The 20,416-nt window shown below is 71.3% G+C and carries 14 protein-coding genes, 1 tRNA gene and 1 pseudogene; 11 read left to right on the top strand and 5 right to left on the bottom strand.

Features of this window, described 5'->3' with window-relative positions; translation table 11 throughout:
* Positions 1 to 150 precede the first annotated feature (150 nt).
* From C8250_RS16955 to C8250_RS16915, 9 genes and pseudogenes are all read left to right on the top strand, one after another.
* A tRNA-Ala gene (locus tag C8250_RS16955) sits at positions 151 to 223 on the top strand.
* Positions 224 to 770: 547 nt separating this feature from the next.
* A complete protein-coding gene (locus C8250_RS16950) occupies positions 771 to 2,732 on the top strand; it encodes a S53 family peptidase (protein ID WP_138353148.1) in 1,962 nt (653 codons plus the stop codon).
* A 254-nt stretch (positions 2,733 to 2,986) separates the two neighbouring features.
* Entirely contained in the window at positions 2,987 to 5,875 is a 2,889-nt protein-coding gene (gene leuS / locus C8250_RS16945; RefSeq protein ID WP_138353149.1) for a leucine--tRNA ligase, read from the top strand.
* A gap of 168 nt (positions 5,876 to 6,043) precedes the next feature.
* Positions 6,044 to 6,580 (top strand): annotated as a pseudogene (locus C8250_RS16940) (hypothetical protein); the annotation flags it as partial.
* A gap of 123 nt (positions 6,581 to 6,703) precedes the next feature.
* On the top strand, positions 6,704 to 7,549 hold the full coding sequence (locus tag C8250_RS16935) for a DegV family protein (RefSeq protein ID WP_138353151.1): 846 nt from the start codon (positions 6,704 to 6,706) through the stop codon (positions 7,547 to 7,549).
* A 335-nt stretch (positions 7,550 to 7,884) separates the two neighbouring features.
* Positions 7,885 to 8,601 (top strand): ComEA family DNA-binding protein, encoded by a 717-nt coding sequence (locus C8250_RS16930; protein ID WP_269285038.1) that lies wholly within the window; start codon positions 7,885 to 7,887, stop codon positions 8,599 to 8,601.
* A 71-nt stretch (positions 8,602 to 8,672) separates the two neighbouring features.
* A complete protein-coding gene (locus tag C8250_RS16925; protein WP_138353255.1) occupies positions 8,673 to 11,219 on the top strand; it encodes a ComEC/Rec2 family competence protein in 2,547 nt (848 codons plus the stop codon).
* Between the two features lie 43 nt (positions 11,220 to 11,262).
* Positions 11,263 to 11,892: a helix-turn-helix domain-containing protein gene (locus C8250_RS16920; protein WP_138353153.1), complete on the top strand. Its 630-nt coding sequence runs from the start codon at positions 11,263 to 11,265 to the stop codon at positions 11,890 to 11,892.
* A gap of 2 nt (positions 11,893 to 11,894) precedes the next feature.
* Positions 11,895 to 13,175, top strand: coding sequence for an MFS transporter (locus C8250_RS16915; RefSeq protein WP_138353154.1), 1,281 nt, complete (start codon positions 11,895 to 11,897; stop codon positions 13,173 to 13,175).
* Between the two features lie 38 nt (positions 13,176 to 13,213).
* Here the strand turns inward: C8250_RS16915 and C8250_RS16910 are convergent, their stop codons facing one another.
* From C8250_RS16910 to C8250_RS16900, 3 genes are all read right to left on the bottom strand, one after another.
* Complete coding sequence (locus C8250_RS16910; RefSeq protein ID WP_138353155.1) at positions 13,214 to 14,662, bottom strand: APC family permease; 1,449 nt, start codon at positions 14,660 to 14,662, stop codon at positions 13,214 to 13,216.
* Between the two features lie 212 nt (positions 14,663 to 14,874).
* Complete coding sequence (locus C8250_RS16905) at positions 14,875 to 15,306, bottom strand: pyridoxamine 5'-phosphate oxidase family protein (RefSeq protein ID WP_232484971.1); 432 nt, start codon at positions 15,304 to 15,306, stop codon at positions 14,875 to 14,877.
* 182 nt (positions 15,307 to 15,488) lie between these two features.
* Positions 15,489 to 15,740, bottom strand: coding sequence for a hypothetical protein (locus C8250_RS16900; protein ID WP_138353157.1), 252 nt, complete (start codon positions 15,738 to 15,740; stop codon positions 15,489 to 15,491).
* Positions 15,741 to 15,797: 57 nt separating this feature from the next.
* On the opposite strand from C8250_RS16900, the gene holA reads away from it, so the two are divergent.
* Positions 15,798 to 16,784 carry a DNA polymerase III subunit delta gene (gene holA, locus C8250_RS16895; protein WP_138353158.1) on the top strand — a complete coding sequence of 329 codons (987 nt, stop codon included), beginning with the start codon at positions 15,798 to 15,800 and terminating at the stop codon, positions 16,782 to 16,784.
* A gap of 97 nt (positions 16,785 to 16,881) precedes the next feature.
* On the opposite strand, the gene C8250_RS16890 is transcribed toward holA, so the two are convergent.
* Complete coding sequence (locus tag C8250_RS16890) at positions 16,882 to 17,736, bottom strand: hypothetical protein (protein ID WP_232484972.1); 855 nt, start codon at positions 17,734 to 17,736, stop codon at positions 16,882 to 16,884.
* 203 nt (positions 17,737 to 17,939) lie between these two features.
* A complete protein-coding gene (gene rpsT / locus C8250_RS16885) occupies positions 17,940 to 18,206 on the bottom strand; it encodes a 30S ribosomal protein S20 (RefSeq protein WP_138353159.1) in 267 nt (88 codons plus the stop codon).
* Positions 18,207 to 18,403: 197 nt separating this feature from the next.
* Between rpsT and lepA the strand changes: the two genes are divergently transcribed.
* On the top strand, positions 18,404 to 20,290 hold the full coding sequence (gene lepA, locus C8250_RS16880) for a translation elongation factor 4 (protein ID WP_138353160.1): 1,887 nt from the start codon (positions 18,404 to 18,406) through the stop codon (positions 20,288 to 20,290).
* The last annotated feature ends 126 nt before the right edge of the window (positions 20,291 to 20,416 follow it).

Raw genomic sequence — 20,416 nt, 5'->3', positions numbered from 1 at the left:
ATCCCGACATTACCTGGCTCGGCCTCGGAACAGCAGAGCAACCGTTCCTCCAGGTGAGCCCCCGGCTTCCCGGTAAACGATTTGGCGAAACACCCCCAGGGCCGTGTAATGTATGCCGAGTCGCCGGGGGAACCCGGCGGGGTACACCGCGGGGCTGTAGCTCAGTTGGTAGAGCGCTTGCATGGCATGCAAGAGGTCCGGAGTTCAATTCTCCGTAGCTCCACAATCAGAAGGCCCGATCGCCGAACCGGCGGTCGGGCCTTCTTCTCGTCCGGCCTTCTCCTCGGTCTTCGGGTCTTCGCGTCTTCGGGTCGCAGCGCCGGCGCCGGACAGCGGCGGACCGCCCTGGCCGGCCGCCGGTCACCGCCGCTGCCGCGGTGAGCCGGGCGCGGTGCGCCCCGAGCGCGTGACCCCGGCCGAGCCCGCAGCCGCGGTCGTCCTCCGGCGGCCGGCTTCCGGCAACTCCGGCCACGCCGTTGCCGCCGCTGCTAACGTCGATCCGACCGGGTGCCGGATTCCCCGTCAGCACCCGCCGATCGGACCGCGGTTCCGGTCGGCCCGGCCACGGTTCCCACCGGCCGGGCAGCGGCTTCCGCCCCTCGTGACCGGCTCGTGCCGCTTACCGTTCGCTGGCGTTTCTTTGGCCTGCTCTTGGCAATTGCATGCCCCTGACATGAGCTTTTCGGCGAAAGAGTGGCGCTCTGCGGTACGAGCCGTACGCATAGCGGCGACACCGTAATCGGCGTCAACTCGCTTCGCATGGGGGTTTCATGAGATTTGAGCGCAAAAGAACGCGTGCCGGGCTGGCGGTGGCCGCAGCGCTGCCGCTGATGGCCGGCGCGCTCGCGCTGGGCACACCTGCCGCGCAGGCTGACCAACCGCACGACAGGCAGCTGCTCAGTGGCACCAAGCCGCTGTGGGCAACCGCCAATGCGGACAAGGGCGACACGGCGGACGCCAGCGGCGTTACCGCCCGTGTCTACCTGGCGGGCCGGGACGCGAAGGGCCTCACGGCCTATGCGACCGCGGTTTCCGACCCGAAGTCGGCTTCCTACGGCAAGTATCTGACCGCGGCGCAGACACAGGCGCGGTTCGGTGCGACGAAGGACCAGATAGCCCAGGTCACCGCCTGGCTGAAGTCCTCGGGCCTCAAGGTGACCGGTACCACCCAGCACTACATCACCGTGAGCGGTGACGTGGCGGCCGCGGAGAAGGCGTTCGGCACCCAGCTGCACAACTTCGCCAAGGACGGCAAGACTTACCACGCCCCGGCGACGACGGCGTCCGCGCCGGCGGCGCTGAACGGCGCGGTGCTCACGGTCGTCGGCCTGGACAACGCTCCCAAGATCGCCAAGCACGACGAGGCGCTGCCGCCTCCCGGCGCGGTGTTCAAGAACGCCGGGCCGTTCTCGAGCTACTTCGGCTCGAACACCAACAAGAAGCTCCCGTCCGCCTACGGCACCAAGGCGCCGTACGCGATCAAGGGCTACACCGGCAAGGACCTGCGCGCCGCCTACGGTGCGAAGAGCTACACCGGTAAGAACGTCACGGTCGCGATCACGGACGCGTACGCCTCGCCGTACATCGTCCAGGACGCGAAGAAGTACGCCAAGAACAACGGTGACCAGGCGTACCGCAAGGGCCAGCTCTCCCAGGTGCTGCCCGCCGACTACAACTCGACCGAGGCCTGCGACGCGGGTGGCTGGTACGGCGAGGAGACGCTCGACGTCGAGGCCGTGCACGCCGTGGCCCCGGACGCCGACATCGTCTACGTGGGTGGCGCGTCCTGCCAGGACAACGACCTGCTCGACGCCCTGAACAAGATCGTCGACGGCCGGCTGGCCGACATCGTCTCCAACTCGTGGGGCGACGTCGAGGCCAATGAGACCCCGGACGTGGCCGCGGCCTACGACCAGACCTTCCTGCAGGGTGCTGTCGAGGGCATCGGCTTCTACTTCTCCTCCGGTGACTCCGGCGACAACGTCGCCAAGACCGGCAAGAAGCAGGTCGACACCCCCGGAAACTCCCCCTGGGCCACCTCGGTCGGCGGCACCTCGCTGAACGTCGGCAAGGGTGAGAAGTACCAGTGGGAGACCGGATGGGGCACCGAGAAGGCTGTGCTGTCGGCTGACGGCAACAGCTGGACGGGCTTCCCCGGCGCCTACACCTCAGGCGCGGGCGGCGGCACCAGCAACCTGTACGCGCAGCCGTTCTACCAGCGCAACGTCGTCCCGGACTCGCTCGCCCTCGCCAACGGCGGCGGCGTGAAGCAGCGCGTCGAGCCGGACATCTCGGCGGTCGCCGACCCGAACACCGGCTTCCTCGTCGGTCAGACCCAGTCCCTCGCGGACGGTTCGCTGGCGTACAGCGAGTACCGGATCGGCGGCACCTCGCTCGCCGCCCCGGTGATCGCCGGCGTCCAGGCGCTCGTGCAGCAGGCGCGGCACGGGATCCCGGTCGGCTTCGCCAACCCGCTGATCTACGACCGGTACGCCACGTCGGCCTACCACGACGTCACGGACCACCCGCTGGGCCAGGGCCGTGACCAGGCGGTCGTCCGCGTTGACTTCGTCAACGGTGTCGACGCGGCGGACGGCACGATCACGTCCCTGCGCAGCCTCGGCAAGGACGCGTCGCTGCACGCCACGGTCGGCTTCGACGACGTCACCGGCGTCGGTACCCCTGGTGCCGACTACGTGACCTCGTACCTGCCGAAGAAGAACCACCGCTGACCTCACGGTCGGCGCACGGGCTGAGCTCCTGAGCCAGTGCACGGGCCCGCACCGGGGCATTCCCGGTGCGGGCCCCTCGCGCGCTGCGGTAACCTGACCCCATGCGTGCCGTACGCCTTCTGCTTAGCAAGCCGCACTGACGACGAACCGAGTCAGTGCGGCGGCCCCTCCTGTGCGAGGGGTTTTTTCGTTTCCGCAGGCAGGCAGCAGACGCGGCGTACGCCCGTCATGATCACGATGGAGCTTCGAGGACGATGAGCGAGACCACCGCCGCCACTGAGGCAGCCGAGCCGCACCGTACTGTGCCGACCTTCAAGTACACCGCTCAGCTGGCCGCCGACATCGAGGCCCGCTGGCAGGACTTCTGGGAGGAGTCCGGTACCTACGAGGCGCCGAACCCCAGCGGTGACCTGGCGGGGGATGCCGAGCTGGCCGCCAAGCCCAAGAAATTCATCATGGACATGTTCCCGTACCCCTCGGGCTCGGGACTGCACGTCGGCCACCCGCTGGGCTACATCGCCACCGATGTGTACGCCCGCCACCAGCGGATGACCGGCCACAACGTGCTGCACACCCTGGGCTTCGACTCCTTCGGGCTGCCCGCCGAGCAGCACGCGGTCGCCACCGGGACGCACCCGCGGGCCTCCACCGAGGACGCCATCGAGAACATGCGGCGCCAGCTGCGCCGGCTGGGCCTGGGCCACGACATGCGCCGGTCGGTCGAGACGATCGACCCGGCGTACTACAAGTGGACCCAGTGGATCTTCCTGCAGATCTTCAACTCCTGGTACGACGAGGAGGCGGGCCGGGCCCGTCCGATCGACACCCTGGTCGCACAGTTCGCCTCCGGCGCCCGCCCGACCCCGGACGGCCGCGCCTGGGACGCGCTGAGCGCCATCGAGCGCTCCGACCTGCTGGGCGAGTACCGGCTGGCGTACGCGTCCGAGTCGCGCGTCAACTGGTGCCCGGGGCTGGGCACCGTCCTGGCGAACGAGGAGGTCACCGCGGACGGCCGCTCCGAGCGCGGCAACTTCCCGGTCTTCAAGTCCAAGCTGCGCCAGTGGAACATGCGCATCACGGCCTACGCGGACCGGCTGATCGACGACCTGGAGCCGCTGGACTGGCCCGAGGCCATCAAGCTGCAGCAGCGCAACTGGATCGGCCGCTCCGAGGGCGCCCGGGTGGACTTCGCCGTCGGCGACGAGAAGATCACCGTCTTCACGACCCGCCAGGACACGCTGTTCGGCGCCACCTACATGGTGCTGGCGCCCGAGCACGAACTGGTCGAGACGGTCGTCCCGGCCGCCTGGCCCGAGGGCACCCACGACGTGTGGACCGGCGGGCACGCCACCCCGGGCGAGGCCGTGGCCGCGTACCGCAAGATGGCCGCCGCCAAGTCCGACGTCGAGCGGCAGGCCGACGCCAAGGAGAAGACCGGCGTCTTCACCGGCGCCTACGCCGTGAACCCGGTCAGCGGGGACCAGGTCCCGGTCTTCATCGCCGACTACGTGCTGATGGGCTACGGCACCGGCGCGATCATGGCCGTCCCGGCGCACGACAGCCGCGACTTCGCCTTCGCCCGCGCCTTCGAGCTGCCGATGCGCTGTGTCGTCCAGCCCTCCGACGGCCGCGGCACCGACCCGGCGGCGTGGGACGACGCCTTCGCCTCGTACGAGGCGAAGCTGGTCAACTCCGCCAACGACGAGTTCTCCCTGGACGGCCTGGGTGTCGTCGACGCCAAGGCGAGGATCACCGAGTGGCTGTCCGGGCACGGCATCGGTGAGGCCACCGTCAACTTCCGGCTGCGCGACTGGCTGTTCAGCCGGCAGCGCTACTGGGGCGAGCCCTTCCCGATCGTCTACGACGAGGCCGGCGTGGCGCACTCGCTGCCCGAGTCGATGCTGCCGCTGGAGCTGCCGGAGGTCGACGACTACTCGCCGCGCACCTTCGACCCGGACGACGCGGACACCCGCCCGGAGACCCCGCTGTCCCGCAACGCGGACTGGGTGAACGTCGACCTGGACCTGGGTGACGGCAACGGGACCCGGCGCTACCGCCGCGAGACCAACACCATGCCCAACTGGGCCGGCTCGTGCTGGTACGAGCTGCGCTACCTGGACCCGAACAACAGCGAGCGGCTGGTCGACCCCGCGATCGAGCAGTACTGGATGGGCCCGCGCGAGGGCCAGCCGCACGGCGGCGTCGACCTGTACGTCGGCGGCGCCGAGCACGCCGTGCTGCACCTGCTGTACGCGCGCTTCTGGTCCAAGGTGCTGTTCGACCTGGGGCACATCTCGTCCTCCGAGCCGTTCCACAAGCTGTACAACCAGGGCATGATCCAGGCGTTCGTGTACCGCGACAGCCGCGGCTTCCCGGTGCCGGCCGCCGAGGTCGAGGAGCGCGACGGGGCCTACTTCCACCAGGGCGAGCCCGTCAGCCGCGTACTGGGCAAGATGGGCAAGTCCCTGAAGAACGCCGTCACCCCGGACGAGATCTGCGCCGAGTACGGCGCGGACACCCTGCGCCTGTACGAGATGGCGATGGGCCCGCTGGACGTCTCGCGCCCCTGGGACACCCGCGCGGTGGTCGGCCAGTACCGGCTGCTGCAGCGGCTGTGGCGCAATGTCGTCGACGAGGAGACCGGTGCGGTCACCGTGTCCGACGCCGAGCCCGACGAGGCGACGCTGCGCGCGCTGCACAAGGCGATCGACGGCGTCGGCCAGGACATGGCGGGCCTGCGCTTCAACACCGCCATCGCCAAGGTCACCGAGCTGAACAACTTCCTGACCAAGGCGGGCGGCGCCGTGCCGCGTGCCATCGCCGAGCCGCTGGTGCTGCTGGTCGCCCCGCTGGCCCCGCACATCGCCGAGGAGCTGTGGCGCAGGCTGGGCCACGACGACTCGCTGGTCCACGCAGCGTTCCCGGTCGCGGACCCGGCGCTGGTCCAGGACGAGGCCGTGATCTGCGTCGTTCAGATCAAGGGCAAGGTCAAGGCCCGTCTGGAGGTGCCGCCGACGATCTCGGACGCGGACCTGGAGGCGCTGGCGCTGGCCGACGCGGGCGTGGTCGCGGCGCTGGGCGGGGCCGCGGTGCGCAAGGTGATCGTGCGGGCGCCGAAGCTGGTCAACATCGTCACCGGCTGACGCTACGGAGTGCGCAGAACCCCTGGTATCCGGCGGTGCGCCGGGTACCAGGGGTTTCCCTTACGGGCGGATTGGGGGTTCGTACGGAGCCACCGATCCGCCCGGTGCGTTTACCGTTGACGGTGGGCCCACCCGGCTGCCCGCGCCCGTTCGACCGGAGGAGCACCCGTGGATATCGCCGTCGTTGTGCTGCTGCTGCTCTTCGCGTCGTTCGTGGCGGTGGGCGTCGTCGCCACCGTACGGACCGTGCGGGCGGTGAAGCGCGGCGTGGAGCGCGGCAGCGCGCAGGCCCGCCGGGTCGTCGAGGACACCGCGCTCAAGGCCCGCCGCTACACGCTGATGGGGGCGGCGGGGGAGCTGGCGCAACTCCGGCTGGACCTGCGGACCTCCATCGACAGCACCTACCGGGCGCTGGAGGCCGGCTCGGCCGAGGACGCCTCGCTCTCCGAGGCGTCCGCCCTGCTCGCCCGGCTCAACGATCACGCGCGGGTGCTGGACACCGAGCTGAAGGTGCTGGAGCGCGAGCCGGACAAGGCGCGGATCGCCGACCGGCTGCCGTCCCTGGCCGAGCGCACCGAGCGGATCACCCACTCCGCCGACGCGCTGCGCTGGGCCGCCCAGGACCGGGCCCGGCAGTTCGCCGACGACGATCTGACCGCGCTGGCGCAGCAGATCGACATCGAGGCCGGAGCGCTGCGCCACTGGGCGCCGAGCACGCTGCCGACCGGCGGCCCCACGGGCGGCTCCGCCGGCGATCCCAAGCACATCAGCCGATCTTGACCCGGGCCGCACTGTCGCCACGCCCGGGCCCCGGGTAACCTCCCGCACATGTCCCCGCATGTCGCTATCGTCACGGATTCCACGGCCTACCTCTCGCAGGAGGCACTGGCCCGGCACGGCATCACCGTCGTTCCGCTGACCGTGGTGATCGGCGACGAGGCGTTCGAAGAGGGCACGGAGATCTCCGCCCCGGCGGTTGCCAGAGCCCTGCAGCGCAGACGTCCGGTGACCACCTCGCGACCCGGCCCGGCGGAGTTCGCCGCGTGCTACCGGGCCGCGGCGGGGGCGGGGGCGGACCACATCGTCTCGCTGCATCTGTCCGCCGAGTTCTCCGGGACCCATGACGCGGCGCTGGTCGCCGCGCGCGACTCGCCCGTTCCGGTACGGGTCGTCGACACCGGAATGGTCGCGATGGCGCTCGGTTTCACGGTTCTGGCGGCGGCCGAGACCGCCGGTTCCGGGGGCACGGCCGACGAGGTCGTGGCCGCCGCCGAGAAGCGCGCGGCGGACACCTTGGCATACTTCTACGTCGACACCCTGGACTATCTGCGGCGCGGCGGCCGGATCGGTGCCGCGCAGGCGCTGTTCGGGTCGGCGCTGGCGGTCAAGCCGATCCTGCAGCTGGTGGACGGCAGGATCGAGCTGCTGGAGAAGGTCCGTACGGCCTCCCGGGCGATCACGCGGCTGGAGGAGATCGTCGTCGAGCGGGCCGGCAGCCGGCGGGTGGCCGTCGCGGTCCACCACCTGGCCGCCGCCGACCGTGCGGCGGCGCTGGCCGAACGGCTGCGGGAGCGAGTGCCGGGGCTGGACGAGCTGGTGGTGAGCGAGGTGGGCGCGGTGATCGGCGCGCACGCGGGGCCGGGGCTGCTCGGAGCGGTGATTTCACCTCATTGAGTGAGCGAGTTGTCCACAACTCGTGGGTTATCCACAGGATTTGGCAGTGATCATCTTCGTTCGGTGATTCCGCTTAGTTTCGCGGCATGGGAACCACAGCGCTCACCACGATCAGCCGCCGCCGCAGTCACCTCCAGGGCAATCGGGGCGTTCAGCACCTCCAGGGGACGGTGGGGGAGCGCGCCGCCGCGCTCTTCGACCCACCGGACCCGCGCCCGGACCCTCGCCCGGATCCGCCACCGTCACCGCCCGCTGGCTCCAGTCCTTCTACTGCTCCTTCTGCGGCTTCTTCGGCCGCGCCGTCGACCTTGGCGTCGGGGTCGGTGCCTGAGGGCATGGCGCGGTTCCGGGCGACTCCTGCCGAGCGGTTACGAGCCTTCCGCGGCTGGCTGTATGTGCGCTGCGGCCTGGAGTTCAGGACCGCCGCTGCCCTGCTGGTCGTCCTGGCCGTCGCCGTCGGCTTCGCTGTGCAGCACTTCTGGACCGGGCGCCCGCGGACGGTCTCCGCTCCGGCGCGCGTCGACGGACCGTCGCCCGGAGCGTCCCTGTTCCCGATGCGGGGGCCGAGCGCCGCGCCCGGCTCCGGGCCGGCCGGGTCCGTGCCGAACGTGCCGGCCGCCGTGGGGGCGGCGAAGACGGTCCTGACGGTGGACGTCGCGGGCAAGGCCCGCCGTCCCGGGCTGCTCAGGCTGCCCGCCGGGTCGCGGGTGGCCGATGCTCTCGCGGCGGCCGGCGGGGCGCTCCCGGGGACGGACACCAGCGCGCTGAACCTCGCCCGGGTGCTCGCCGACGGTGAGCAGGTCGTCGTCGGCGGGCCGCCCGCACCCGCCGCCCCCGGACCGGGAGGCGGTGCGCCGGCCGGTCCTGTGAGCCTCAACTCCGCGACCAGCGCCCAGTTGGAGACCCTGCCGGGCGTCGGACCGGTCCTGGCACGGCACATCCTCGACTACCGAGCCCAGCACGGCGGCTTCGCCTCCGTCGACCAGCTGCGCAATGTGACCGGCATCGGTGACCGGCGCTTCTCCGACCTCAAGCCCCTGGTCCAGCCGTGACCCGTCCCAGGGCGGGCCCCGACGCGGCGGCGGGGCGCCGGGCGGATACGGGCGCCGTGGCGCGCTCGGCCGTGCACGCGTCGGCGGTATCACCGCTCGGCGCGTCCAACCCGCACCAGGAGGGCCCTGCGGACCTGCGGCTCGTGCCGCCGGCCCTCGCCGCCTGGCTCGCGTCGGCGCTCGCGCTGGGGATGCCGGGAGAGATGGCGGCCTGGTGTGCGGTGGTCACCGCCGTACTGGGGGTGGCGCTGCTGGTGGCCCGGTGGGGGCGGCCCGCCGGGCTGGCGGTGGCCACCGCCACCGCGCTGCTGTGCGCTTCCGCGGCGACGGCCGTCGCCGCGCTGCATGCGGCGGACGGTCATCGCGGGCCGCTGCCGGCGCTGGCCGCCGAACATGCCCACGCTGTCGTCGAGTTGAGGATCACCGGCGATCCGCGGCCTGCCCTCCCGCACGTCCGGGGCGCGGCCCGCGCCCCGGACGCCGTGATCGTCGCGGCGGAGGCCGTCCGTGTCACCGCGCACGGGGTGACCACGAAGGTCCGCACGCCGGTCCTGGTCATCGCCGAAGCGGGCGCACCGCGCAAGCCGGCACCGGGACAGCGGCCGGGGCCACGAACGGGACCGGGCTCGCGCCCGGCCGGGTCGGGTCCCGCGGAGGGCCGGGTGTCCGCGTCGTCCGCCGATCCGTGGCTCGGACTGCTGCCGTCCACCCGGGTCACTGTGGCGGCACGGATCGCACCGTCGGTCCTGCCCGGCGAGCGGAGCGCCGCCGTGCTGTCGGTGCGCGGGCCGCCGCACATCAGTGGCCCGCCCACCGCGACGCAGCGTTTCGCGGGGCGGCTCAGGGCGGGGCTGCGCGCGGCGACGGACGGGCTGCCGCCCGATGCGCGGGCGCTGCTCCCCGGGCTCGTCGACGGGGACACCGCACGGCTCACTCCGGAACTGCGCGAGGCGTTCCGGACCACGGATCTGACCCATCTGACGGCGGTCTCCGGTTCGAATCTGACCATCGTCCTGCTGCTGCTCATCGGGCCGCCCGGCCTCGCCATCCGCGCGGAGCGACGTGGGCTCGCCCCGCGGATCGGGATCCCGCTGCGCACGACCGCCGTGCTCGGCGGGCTGCTCACCGTCGGGTTCGTCATCGTCTGCCGTCCCGATCCGAGTGTGCTGCGGGCCGCCGCCTGCGGGCTGATCACGCTGCTGGCGATCGGCACCGGCCGCCGCCGCGCCCTGCTGCCGGCGCTGGCCGCGGCGGTGCTCCTCCTCGTCCTCTACGACCCCTGGCTCGCCCGCTCCCACGGATTCCTGCTCTCCGTGCTGGCCACCGGCGCGCTGCTGACGATCTCCCCGCGGTGGAGCGCGGCCCTGCGCCGCCGCGGGATGCCGCCGGGACCGGCCGAGGCGCTGGGCGCGGCGGGCGCCGCGCAGGCGGTCTGCGCCCCGGTGATCGTGGTGCTCGCCGGGCAGGTGAGCCTGGTCGCGATCCCGTGCAATCTGCTCGCGGAACTGGCGGTGGGGCCGGCCACGGTGCTCGGGTTCGGGGCGCTGGCCGCCGCGCCGTTCGCGATGCCGGCCGCCGAGTGGCTGGCCTGGCTGGCCGGGTGGCCCACCGGCTGGATCGCGGCCGTCGCCCGGCGGGGCGCGGCACTGCCCGGTGCCGGGATCGGCTGGCCCGGCGGATGGGGCGGGGGCCTGCTGCTCGCCGTGCTCACCGTGGCGGTGGTGACGACGGGCCGCCGGCTGCTGGCCCGCCCATGGCTGTGCGCGGCGGTCGCGCTCCTGCTGCTGCTCGCCGTGCTGCGGCCCGTACCGCTCCCGCGCGTCATCACGGGCTGGCCGCCGCCCGGCTGGCGGCTCGCCATGTGCGATGTGGGCCAGGGGGATGCCCTGGTGCTGTCCGGGACGGACGGCTCGGCCGTCGTCATCGACGCCGGGCCGGAGCCGGCCCTCGTCGACCGGTGTCTGCGGTCGCTCGGGGTGACCTCGATCGCGCTGCTGATCCTGACCCACTTCCACGCGGACCATGTGGACGGGCTCCCGGGAGTGCTGCGCGGTCGCAAGATCGGCGCGATCGAGACGACGACGCTGGACGAACCGCCCGAGCAGGCGGCCTTCGTCCGCAGACAGGCGGCCGCCGCGCGGATCCCGGTGGTCCGTGCGGCGGCGGGGGAGCGGCGCCGGCTGGGAGGGCTGGAGTGGCAGCTGCTCTGGCCGCCCGTGACCCCGGGCGAGCTGCCGGACAACGGTCCGAACGACGCCAGCGTCGTCCTGCTGGTCCGTACGGCGGGGCTGACGTTCCTGCTGCTCGGTGACCTGGAGCCGCCGGCCCAGCGGCAGTTGCTGGCGGCCGTCCCCGAGCTGCCCCGGGTGGATGTCCTGAAGGTCGCGCACCATGGCTCGGCCTACCAGGACCCGGTGCTGCTGGCCCGGCTCCGGCCGCGTCTGGCGCTGATCTCCTGCGGCGCGGACAACCCGTACGGCCACCCGGCGCCGCGTACGGTCTCGGCGCTGCGCGCGCAGGGCGCGAGGGTGCTGCGGACGGACACCGACGGATCGGTCGCGGTCGTGGGGGACCGTGCGGACGATCTCCGGGCCACCGTGGTGGGGAGTTCTATGTAAAGACTTCGTTGTAAAGATTTCTTTCTAAAGGTATCTTTACATCATGACCGAGCGGCAGATACACCTCAGCGACCCGCGCGCCCTGCGGGCCTACGCCCACCCGACGCGGATGAAGCTCACCGGTCTGCTCCGCCGGGAGGGCCCGTTCACCGCGACGCGGGCCGCCGAGCTGACGGGGGAGTCCGTCGCCAGCTGCTCCTACCATCTGCGGGTGCTCGCCAAGTTCGGACTCGTCGAGGAGGCCGAGGGCGGCCACGGCCGGCAGAAGCCGTGGCGGGCGACGGCGCGCTTCACGGACTGGCCCGGCTACTCGGACGACCCGGCGGTGGCGGACGCGGCGGACGCGCTCACCGTCGCCGTCGCTGAGGACTACTTCCGGAAGATGACCAAGGCGCTGGAGACCCGCCGTGAACTGTCGCGCGACTGGCAGGAAGCGGAGCAGTTCGGCGACACGTGGGTCTATCTGACCCCGGAGGAACTGACCGCGCTGGGCGCGAAGGTGGACGAACTGCTGGAGACGTTCGCCGACCGCGACACGGATCCCGCGCTCCGCCCCGACGGCGCGCAGCGCGTCTCCGTCCTGCGGATCGCCTTCCTGGACCGGGAAGCCGAGGCCCCCGCCGACAACCCGGCCCCCGGCAACGACCCCGACCCTGACACCGCCGAGGAGTAGTCATGAAGGTCGCCGAGCGCATGCCGGCTCTGCTGCGCGAACGCCCGTTCCGCCAGTACTGGACCGGCCAGACCGTCTCGCTCTTCGGCGACCAGGTGTCGTTCCTCGCGATACCGCTCGCGGCCGTCCTGGTGCTGCACGCGGACGCCGCCCAGATGGGCTGGCTCTCCGCCGCGGGTCTGCTGCCGGCCCTGCTGTTCTCGCTGCCCGCGGGCGCGTGGGCCGACCGGCGGAGCAGGAGGCGGCGCATCATGATCGCCGCCGACCTGGTCCGCGCGGCGCTGATGCTCTCGCTGCCCGCCGCCTATGCCCTCGACGTGCTGACCCTCACGCACCTGTATGTGATCGCCTTCGCCGTCGGCGCCTGCAGCGTCGCCTTCGACGTCTCCAACGCCACGCTCTTCGTCTCTCTCGTGCGGCCCGGCCAGTACGTGGACGGCAACGCGCTCGTCAACGGCAGCCGGGCCTTCTCCTTCGTGGCGGGGCCGAGTGTGGGCGGTCTGCTGGTGCAGATACTCGCCGCACCGCTCACGCTGCTCGTCGACGCCGTCTCCTACCTCGTCTCGGCCGGCTACCTGGCACGCATCTCCCCGGTGGAACCACCGGTCGCCCCGGCGGAGAAGGGGCACTTCACGGCCGGGCTGCGGTTCATGGCGGGCTCCCGCATCCTGCGCCCGCTGCTGGCCGCCGCGGCGACCGTGAACTTCTTCAACTTCGTCTTCCACACCATCGTCGTGCTCTACGCGGTCGGTGAACTCGGCCTGAACGCGGGCGTGCTGGGGCTGGTGATCGGCGCCGGGGCGGTCGGCGGACTCATCGGCGCCGCCCTCAGCGGCCGGATCGTCCGGCGGATCGGGATCGGCCCGGCGGTCGTCCTCGGCTTCGCGGTCTTCCCCACCCCGCTGATCCTGGTGCCGCTGGCCGGCGGACCCACCCCGCTGGTCCTCGCCCTGCTCTTCCTCGCCGAATTCGTCTCCGGATTCGGGGTGATGGTGCTGGACATAGCCAGCGGCTCCCTGCAGAGCGCTGTCATCCCCGACCGGCTGCGGGCCCGGGTGACCGGGGCCTACCGCATGGTCAACCACGGCGTCCGCCCGCTCGGCGCCCTGGCGGGCGGCGTGCTCGGCACGGCACTCGGACTGCGGCCCACGCTGTGGATCGCCACCGTCGGCGGAGTGCTGTGCGTCCTGTGGCTGCTGCCCTCGCCGGTACCCCGGATACGCGAACTCCCGGACCAGGAGGAGATCCCGGCCCGGGAGGCCACAACGATGGAGCCGGCGTGACGCGGCGCCCGCAGCGCCGCCGCACAACCGCGGTGTTCTCAGCCGGCCGTGGCGTGCACGGGCTCGTCCTCCAGGCCCAGCTGCTCCTCCGGCACCGTGATCACCCAGCGGGTGTCCTGGCGGGGCCGCAGATAGAGCAGCCAGTACAGGCAGGCGACGGCCACGATGCCGCCGGTGATCGCGAGGTCCTTGATCTCCTGCACGTACAGGACGTAGGCCATCACCAGGATCAGGACCGCCGGGACCACGGGCCACAGCGGCATCCGCCACGCGGGCCGCGACTTGTGGCTGCCGCGCCGTGAGGCGAGGGCGCCGACCGCGACCAGCAGATACATCCCGGCGACCGCGACCCCGGTGACATTGGTGAGCGTGTCCAGCGGGGCGAAACAGAGCGCCGCACCCGGCACGCCGACCGCGAGGGTGGCCACCCACGGGGAGCCGAAGCGGCTGTTCAGCGTGGAGAACGCCTTGTTGACCGGCCGCGGCCAGGCGCGGTCGCGGGCCGAGGCGTAGAGCACCCGGGAGTTCTGGATGACCATGACGATGCCCGCATTGATGATCGCCAGCGCGATGCACAGGCTGACGAACGTCCCCACGGCGGAGTTGCTCCAGGCCTTCACCATCGCCGAGAGGTTGCCCTCGGTCAGGGTCTGCATGTCGGGCGCGCCGAGCGTGATCGCGATGGTGGGGACGATGACGACCACGGCGCCGATGCCCAGTGTCCACAGCACGGTCCGCGAGACGTTCCGGCGCGGGTTCTCCATCTCCTCCGACAGGTACACCGCCGTGCTGAAGCCCTGCAGCACGAAGAGCGCGACGGCCAGCCCCGCGACGATCGCGCCGCCGGTGAGGGCGGCGGTGGCCGGGCTGCCCGGCGCGCCGCCGGTCGCCTCGACGACCGGGTGGATGAGCGTGGACGCCGAACGGGAGGAGTGCGAGAAGCCGAGGACGGCGACCACTCCGGCCGCGATGACCTCCAGGACCAGGAAGATGCCGGTGATCCAGGCGTTCGCCCGCAGATCGAGCAGGCCCATGACGGTGGCGAGCAGCATGACGCCCGCGCCCGCCCACTGGGCGTTGATGTGCATGATCGGTTCGAGGTACTCGCCGGTGCCGAGCGCGATGATCGGCGGCACGATCATGACCACGATCAGCGACAGGATGAAGACGATCCAGCCCGCCAGCCGGCCGATCAGCGTCCCGACCATGGCGTACTCGCCGCCCGCGCTCGGGATGAGGGTGCCGAGCTCGGAGTAGCAGAAGGCCACCGCGATGCACAGGACGGCCGCGATCACGATGGTCAGCGCCGTCCCGGTGCCGAGATCCCCGAAGAGGCCCGGCACGATGACGAAGAGCGACGAGGCGGGCGTCAGGCAGGACAGCGTCAGCAGCGTGCCGCCGACCACGCCGATGGACCGGGTGAGGGCCTTCGGCGGGGTGACGGGCGGCGCGATGGGGGAGTGCGGAGGACGCAGCGTGTCAGTCATGCGGGGTCCGATCGGATGGTGCTGAGGGGGGCTTACCGCCTCCGGTCCAGGGAAAATCGAAGCGGAACGGCCGCTTCATCCCCGGCATCAAACCCCGGCCGCCAAGAACGCGTCAAGAGATTCAGAACAACGAAATCCGTCGTCAATATTGCCGTTCCATGGTGTATGCGAAGCAATGGATCACCCGAGCTGTCGACCTCGATAGATTCCCGTCAGAGAAGCCACTGGCCATCACGCATCAGGTCCCGGTCCTTCAACTCGGCCACGGTGCCCCACGCCTGGACGGTGTGCGGCTGGACCCGGAACCACAGATAGGACGGTCCGTCGCCGCGCGGATCCCAGTCGCCCTTCGCGGCGAAGGCATCACCGATCTCGACGGGCAGCTCCGCGGCGGTCAGGGTGCCGGCCGTGGCATCGATCTGGACGACGTCACGGGTGTGCCCCAGGCAGACCCGCACCAGCCCGCTCTCCCGCAGATTGCGGCCGGTGGGATTCGTACCGCGGGTGGACAGCCACAGCGCCTCGCCGTCCCACAGGAAGAACAGCGGCACCAGGCACGGCGCCCCCTGGGCGTCGGCGGTGGCCACCCATACGTCCGCGTCGTGTTCGAGCCGGTGCAGCGCCTCGTCCTTGCGCTGCTTCAAGCTCCGGGGCCCGTCCGGAACGGGCGAAGGGGGCGAAGCGGGAGAGACGGCAGCGGAAGAAGGGGCGGAAGGCGTGAGCGGTGCGGAAGGTGTCGTCATGCCCCGTGACGCTACCGAGCACCGACGGACGCCACCAGAGCCCGCGGCACTAGATCTCCGGACCTAGGCCGCCCGGCGACCCGCTACTCGCGGGGCTGTTCCCGCCAGCCGTCGAACTCCTCCGCCAGGGCGTGCAGGGCGGCGCCTTCGAGGCGGCCCTCCTCGTCCTCCACCACGACCAGCCACTGGGCGTCCTCGGCGTCGTCCTCGCCGGCCAGGGCGTCACGGACGAGCTGCGGCTCGAAGGGGAGGCCGAACCGCTCCATGGCCGCCTCTGCGGCCTCCTCGGCGGCATCGCGGTCGGGCAGCACCAGGACATGTCGTACGTCGCTCACCGGACCATTCTCCGCCATGGCCGCCGCTGTCAGTCCCCCGTGGGATGCTGGTCCGCGATGGCCAGGAAGAGTTCCCCAGACGATCTGCTCGCTCCGCTCACGCTCGCCGTGGGCCAGGAGGACCTGCTGCTCGACCGCGCCGTGCGGGAGGTGATCGTGGCGGCGCGCGCCGCCGACGCCGACACCGATGTGCGCGACCTCGCCCCCGGAGTGCTGCAGCCCGGCACCCTCGCCGAGCTGACCAGCCCCTCGCTCTTCGCCGAGCGCAAGGTCGTCATCGTGCGCGACGCGCACGACCTCGGTGCGGACACGATCAAGGACGTGAAGGCGTACCTGGACTCGCCCGCCGAGGAGATCACCCTGGTGCTGCTGCACGCCGGCGGGGCCAAGGGCAAAGCTCTGCTGGACGCGGCCCGCAAGGCGGGGGCCCGCGAGGTCGCCTGCCCGAAGATGACCAAGCCGGCCGACCGGCTGGCGTTCGTGCGGAGCGAGTTCCGCGCCCTGGGCCGCTCCGCGACCCCCGAGGCCACCCAGACGCTGGTCGACGCCATCGGCAGCGACCTGCGCGAGCTGGCCAGCGCCGCCGCCCAGCTCGTCGCCGACGTCGAGGGCACGATCGACGAGGCCGTCGTCGCCCGCTACTACACCGGCCGCGCCGAGGCCACCGGCTTCGAGGTCGCCGACTTCGCCGTCACCGGCCGGACCGCGGAGGCGCTGGAGCGGCTGCGCTGGGCCCTCTCGGTGGGCCAGCCGCTGCCCGGCATCACCTTCGCCCTCGCCTCGGGCGTGCGCGCCATCGGCAAGCTCGCCTCCGCCCCGCGCGGCGCCAACCCCGGCCAGCTCGCCCGTGACCTGGGCATGCCCCCGTGGAAGATCGACCGGGTGCGCCAGCAGATGCGCGGCTGGACCGGCGACGGGGTCTCCGCCGCGCTGCGCGCCGTCGCCGAGGCGGACGCCGCGGTCAAGGGCGGCAGCGCGGACCCCGCATACGCCCTGGAGAAAGCCGTCGTGGCGGTGGCCCGCGCCGCCCGCGACCGCTCGTAGAAGCCTGGCGGCTCCTGGAGTCGCGGGCGGCCCAGCAGGCCTCCGGCCGGGCCGCCCGGCTCAGTTCCTCAGCCCCGGCTCAGTTCTTCGGCCCCGTTCAGTTCTTCAGCTTGGCCAGCGTCGCGGTGGTGGAGCTCTTCACCCAGCCGGTGACCTCGCTCACCGACGGCGGGGTCTTGTCCTTGTCGAGCGAGGACAGATACATGCTCCAGGCCATCTGGTACGTCATCCAGCCGTCCCGCACGGCCAGCGTCACCGAGCGCGACCCGGACGAGCCGCTGATCGTGTCCTCGGTGATCAGATAGGCCGCGTCGCCGAAGCCGGTGACCTTCTCGGCCTTGTAGTCGCCCTTGCGCTGCGTGTAGCTCTCCCACCGCGCCACGAACTCGGCCGACGGATCGGTCGTCTTGTGCAACTGCACCGTGGTGGACAGATAGGCGTCCGCGTAGGTCGACCCCGAAGCCTTGAGGTCCATGTCGCAGTACATGTCGTCCAGCGCGTCGTGCTTGAGCGTGTACGTCACCGGGGAGCTGTCGCTCTCCGGGTACTTGCCCTTGAAGGCCGAGATCTCGGCGGCCGAGCAGACATCGGACTGGACCTTGTACCCCTTGAGGTCGGCGGTCGCGGTGTCCTTGTCCTTCCCGCCGAGCAGAAGCACTCCGCCGCCCCAGAAGGCGGACGCGACCAGCGCGCCGACGGCCGCCCACAGCACGGCCTTCCCGGCGCCCGAGCCACCGCCCGGCGGCGGTGGCGGCAGCTGCGGTATCGGCGCACCCTGCGGTCCGTAGTACGACCCGGGCTGGCCCGGCTGCGGCGGTACCTGCTGCGGCATGGGCTGCGCGTACGGGTTCTGCTGGGCCGGAACCGGCGGCCCGAACCCCGGCGAGGGCTGCGCGGCGGACTGGGGACCCGGATACGGGTAGGCGCTCGGCTGATCAGGCGGCGTCGACATGCCGTGAGGATATGGCAACGCCGAAGGCCCCGCTGCCGTCCCGTGAGGGATGGCTGCGGGGCCTTCGGATGATGCGGTGTGCGCCGCACCCGCGTGGCGAACGGCCGAGCGCGGCGCGATGTCTTTCGGTTGCCGGTCCGGGCGGTAGAGGGGCCGCTGGTTCCGTTTCCGGCGAGATGGGGCCAGGGGCCCCGGTCAAACGGTTAGGCCTTGATCGAGGCGACCTTGTGAGCCAGTGCGGACTTCTTGTTCGCGGCCTGGTTCTTGTGGATGACGCCCTTGCTGACGGCCTTGTCGAGCTTCTGCGCGGCCTCGCGGTTGGCGATGGTGGCCTTCTCGAGGTCACCGGTCGCCGCGGCCTCGCGGGCCTTGCGGATCGCGGTCTTGAGGGAGGACTTGACCGCCTTGTTGCGCAGGCGCGCCTTCTCGTTGGTCTTGTTCCGCTTGATCTGGGACTTGATGTTCGCCACGAAGGAGCCTTCTCAGGTTCGGGTACTTTTCATTGAGCGCCTCGGGTCACAGGGCACGAGGCACAGTGCTCCAGGCTACCAGCCGCCCGCACGACCTCCCAAACCGGTCCCAGGCCTCCAGTCATGGGACGATGGGGGTCAACGTATCGATCCGCCTACAGACGTCAGACGTCAAGCGTCGAGAAACAGGACCCTGCGTGCCCGCGACCCCGATCAATGTTCCGCAGCCGAGCCGTACCGACCCGGCGCTGATCCGTAACTTCTGCATCATCGCGCACATCGACCATGGCAAGTCGACGCTCGCCGACCGGATGCTCCAGCTGACCGGCGTGGTCGATCCGCGGCAGATGCGTGCCCAGTATCTCGACCGCATGGACATCGAGCGTGAGCGTGGCATCACGATCAAGTCCCAGGCGGTCCGGCTGCCCTGGGCGCCCACGGACGGCGACGCCACGGCCCCGACCCACATCCTGAACATGATCGACACCCCGGGCCACGTGGACTTCACGTACGAGGTCTCGCGGTCGCTCGCCGCCTGCGAGGGCACCGTCCTCCTGGTCGACGCGGCGCAGGGGATCGAGGCCCAGACCCTCGCCAACCTGTACCTGGCGCTGGAGAACGACCTCGCGATCATCCCGGTGCTCAACAAGATCGACCTGCCGGCCGCCCAGCCGGAGAAGTTCGCCGAGGAGCTGGCGCACATCATCGGCTGCGAGCCGTCCGATGTGCTCAAGGTCTCCGCGAAGACCGGCGTCGGCGTGGGCGACCTGCTCAACGAGGTCGTGAAGAAGGTGCCGGCCCCGGTCGGCGCCAACATCGCCGAGGCCCCGGCCCGCGCGATGATCTTCGACTCGGTCTACGACTCCTACCGTGGCGTGGTCACGTACGTGCGGGTCGTGGACGGTGAGCTCAAGAAGCGCGAGCGCATCCAGATGATGTCGACCGGCGCGACCCACGAGCTGCTGGAGATCGGCATCTCCGGTCCGGAGATGACGCCCTCCGACGGTCTCGGGGTCGGCGAGGTCGGCTACATCATCACCGGTGTGAAGGACGTCCGGCAGTCCAGGGTCGGTGACACGATCACGTCGCAGTCCAAGGGCGCCACCGTGGCCCTGGGCGGCTACAAGGACCCCAAGCCGATGGTGTTCTCCGGCCTGTACCCGCTCGACGGCTCGGACTACCCGGAGCTGCGGGAGGCACTGGACAAGCTCCAGCTCAACGACGCCGCGCTGGTCTACGAGCCGGAGACGTCCGCCGCGCTCGGCTTCGGCTTCCGCGTCGGCTTCCTCGGCCTGCTGCACCTGGACGTGGTCCGTGAGCGGCTGGAGCGCGAGTTCGGCCTCGAACTGATCGCCACCGCGCCCAACGTGGTCTACCGCGTGGTGATGGAGGACCGCTCCGAGCACATCGTCACCAACCCGAGCGAGTTCCCCGAGGGCAAGATCACCTCGGTGTACGAGCCGATGGTGAAGTCGACGATCCTCGCGCCCAACGAGTTCGTCGGCGCGATCATGGAGCTGTGCCAGTCCCGCCGCGGCTCGCTGCTCGGGATGGACTACCTGTCGGCGGACCGCGTCGAGCTGCGCTACGACCTGCCGATGGCCGAGATCGTCTTCGACTTCTTCGACAACCTGAAGTCGAAGACCCGCGGCTACGCGTCGCTGGACTACGAGCCCAAGGGCGAGCAGACCGCCGACCTCGTCAAGGTCGACATCCTGCTGCACCACGACAAGGTGGACGCGTTCTCCGCCATCCTGCACAAGGACAAGGCGTACGCGTACGGCGTCCGGATGGTCGACAAGCTGCGCAAGCTCATCCCGCGGCAGAACTTCGAGATCCCGATCCAGGCCGCGGTCGGCAGCCGCGTCATCGCCCGTGAGACGGTGCGCGCGATCCGCAAGGACGTGCTCGCCAAGTGCTACGGCGGCGACATCTCCCGTAAGCGCAAGCTGCTGGAGAAGCAGAAGGAAGGCAAGAAGCGGATGAAGATGGTCGGCAGCGTGGAGGTCCCGCAGGAGGCCTTCATCGCGGTGCTGTCCACGGACTCCGACGGCGGCGGCAGCGAGAGCAAGGGCAAGAAGTAGTTCTTCGCGTCACACTCCGCGCCCAGGGCGCCCCACCAGAAACGGAGGGGCGCCCTCCGTACATCCGGCCCGGTTCGCGGGCGCAACCCCCACCTGCGACGCGTCCGAAGCATGTACCTGGCACCT

The sequence above is a fragment of the Streptomyces sp. So13.3 genome (assembly GCF_005860785.2).
GTDB classification, from domain to species: domain Bacteria; phylum Actinomycetota; class Actinomycetes; order Streptomycetales; family Streptomycetaceae; genus Actinacidiphila; species Actinacidiphila fildesensis.
Note: the sequence above shows the minus strand (reverse complement) of the source record. Positions and strands in the feature narration are given on the sequence as shown.

Coding starts and splice junctions, on each gene's coding strand:
- C8250_RS16915 (WP_138353154.1), top strand. CDS start 11,895: ATGAAGGTCGCCGAGCGCATGCCGGCTCTGCTGCGCGAACGCCCGTTC.
- holA (WP_138353158.1), top strand. CDS start 15,798: ATGGCCAGGAAGAGTTCCCCAGACGATCTGCTCGCTCCGCTCACGCTC.
- C8250_RS16930 (WP_269285038.1), top strand. CDS start 7,885: ATGGCGCGGTTCCGGGCGACTCCTGCCGAGCGGTTACGAGCCTTCCGC.
- leuS (WP_138353149.1), top strand. CDS start 2,987: ATGAGCGAGACCACCGCCGCCACTGAGGCAGCCGAGCCGCACCGTACT.
- C8250_RS16950 (WP_138353148.1), top strand. CDS start 771: ATGAGATTTGAGCGCAAAAGAACGCGTGCCGGGCTGGCGGTGGCCGCA.
- C8250_RS16890 (WP_232484972.1), bottom strand. CDS start 17,736: ATGTCGACGCCGCCTGATCAGCCGAGCGCCTACCCGTATCCGGGTCCC.
- C8250_RS16910 (WP_138353155.1), bottom strand. CDS start 14,662: ATGACTGACACGCTGCGTCCTCCGCACTCCCCCATCGCGCCGCCCGTC.
- C8250_RS16920 (WP_138353153.1), top strand. CDS start 11,263: ATGACCGAGCGGCAGATACACCTCAGCGACCCGCGCGCCCTGCGGGCC.
- C8250_RS16935 (WP_138353151.1), top strand. CDS start 6,704: ATGTCCCCGCATGTCGCTATCGTCACGGATTCCACGGCCTACCTCTCG.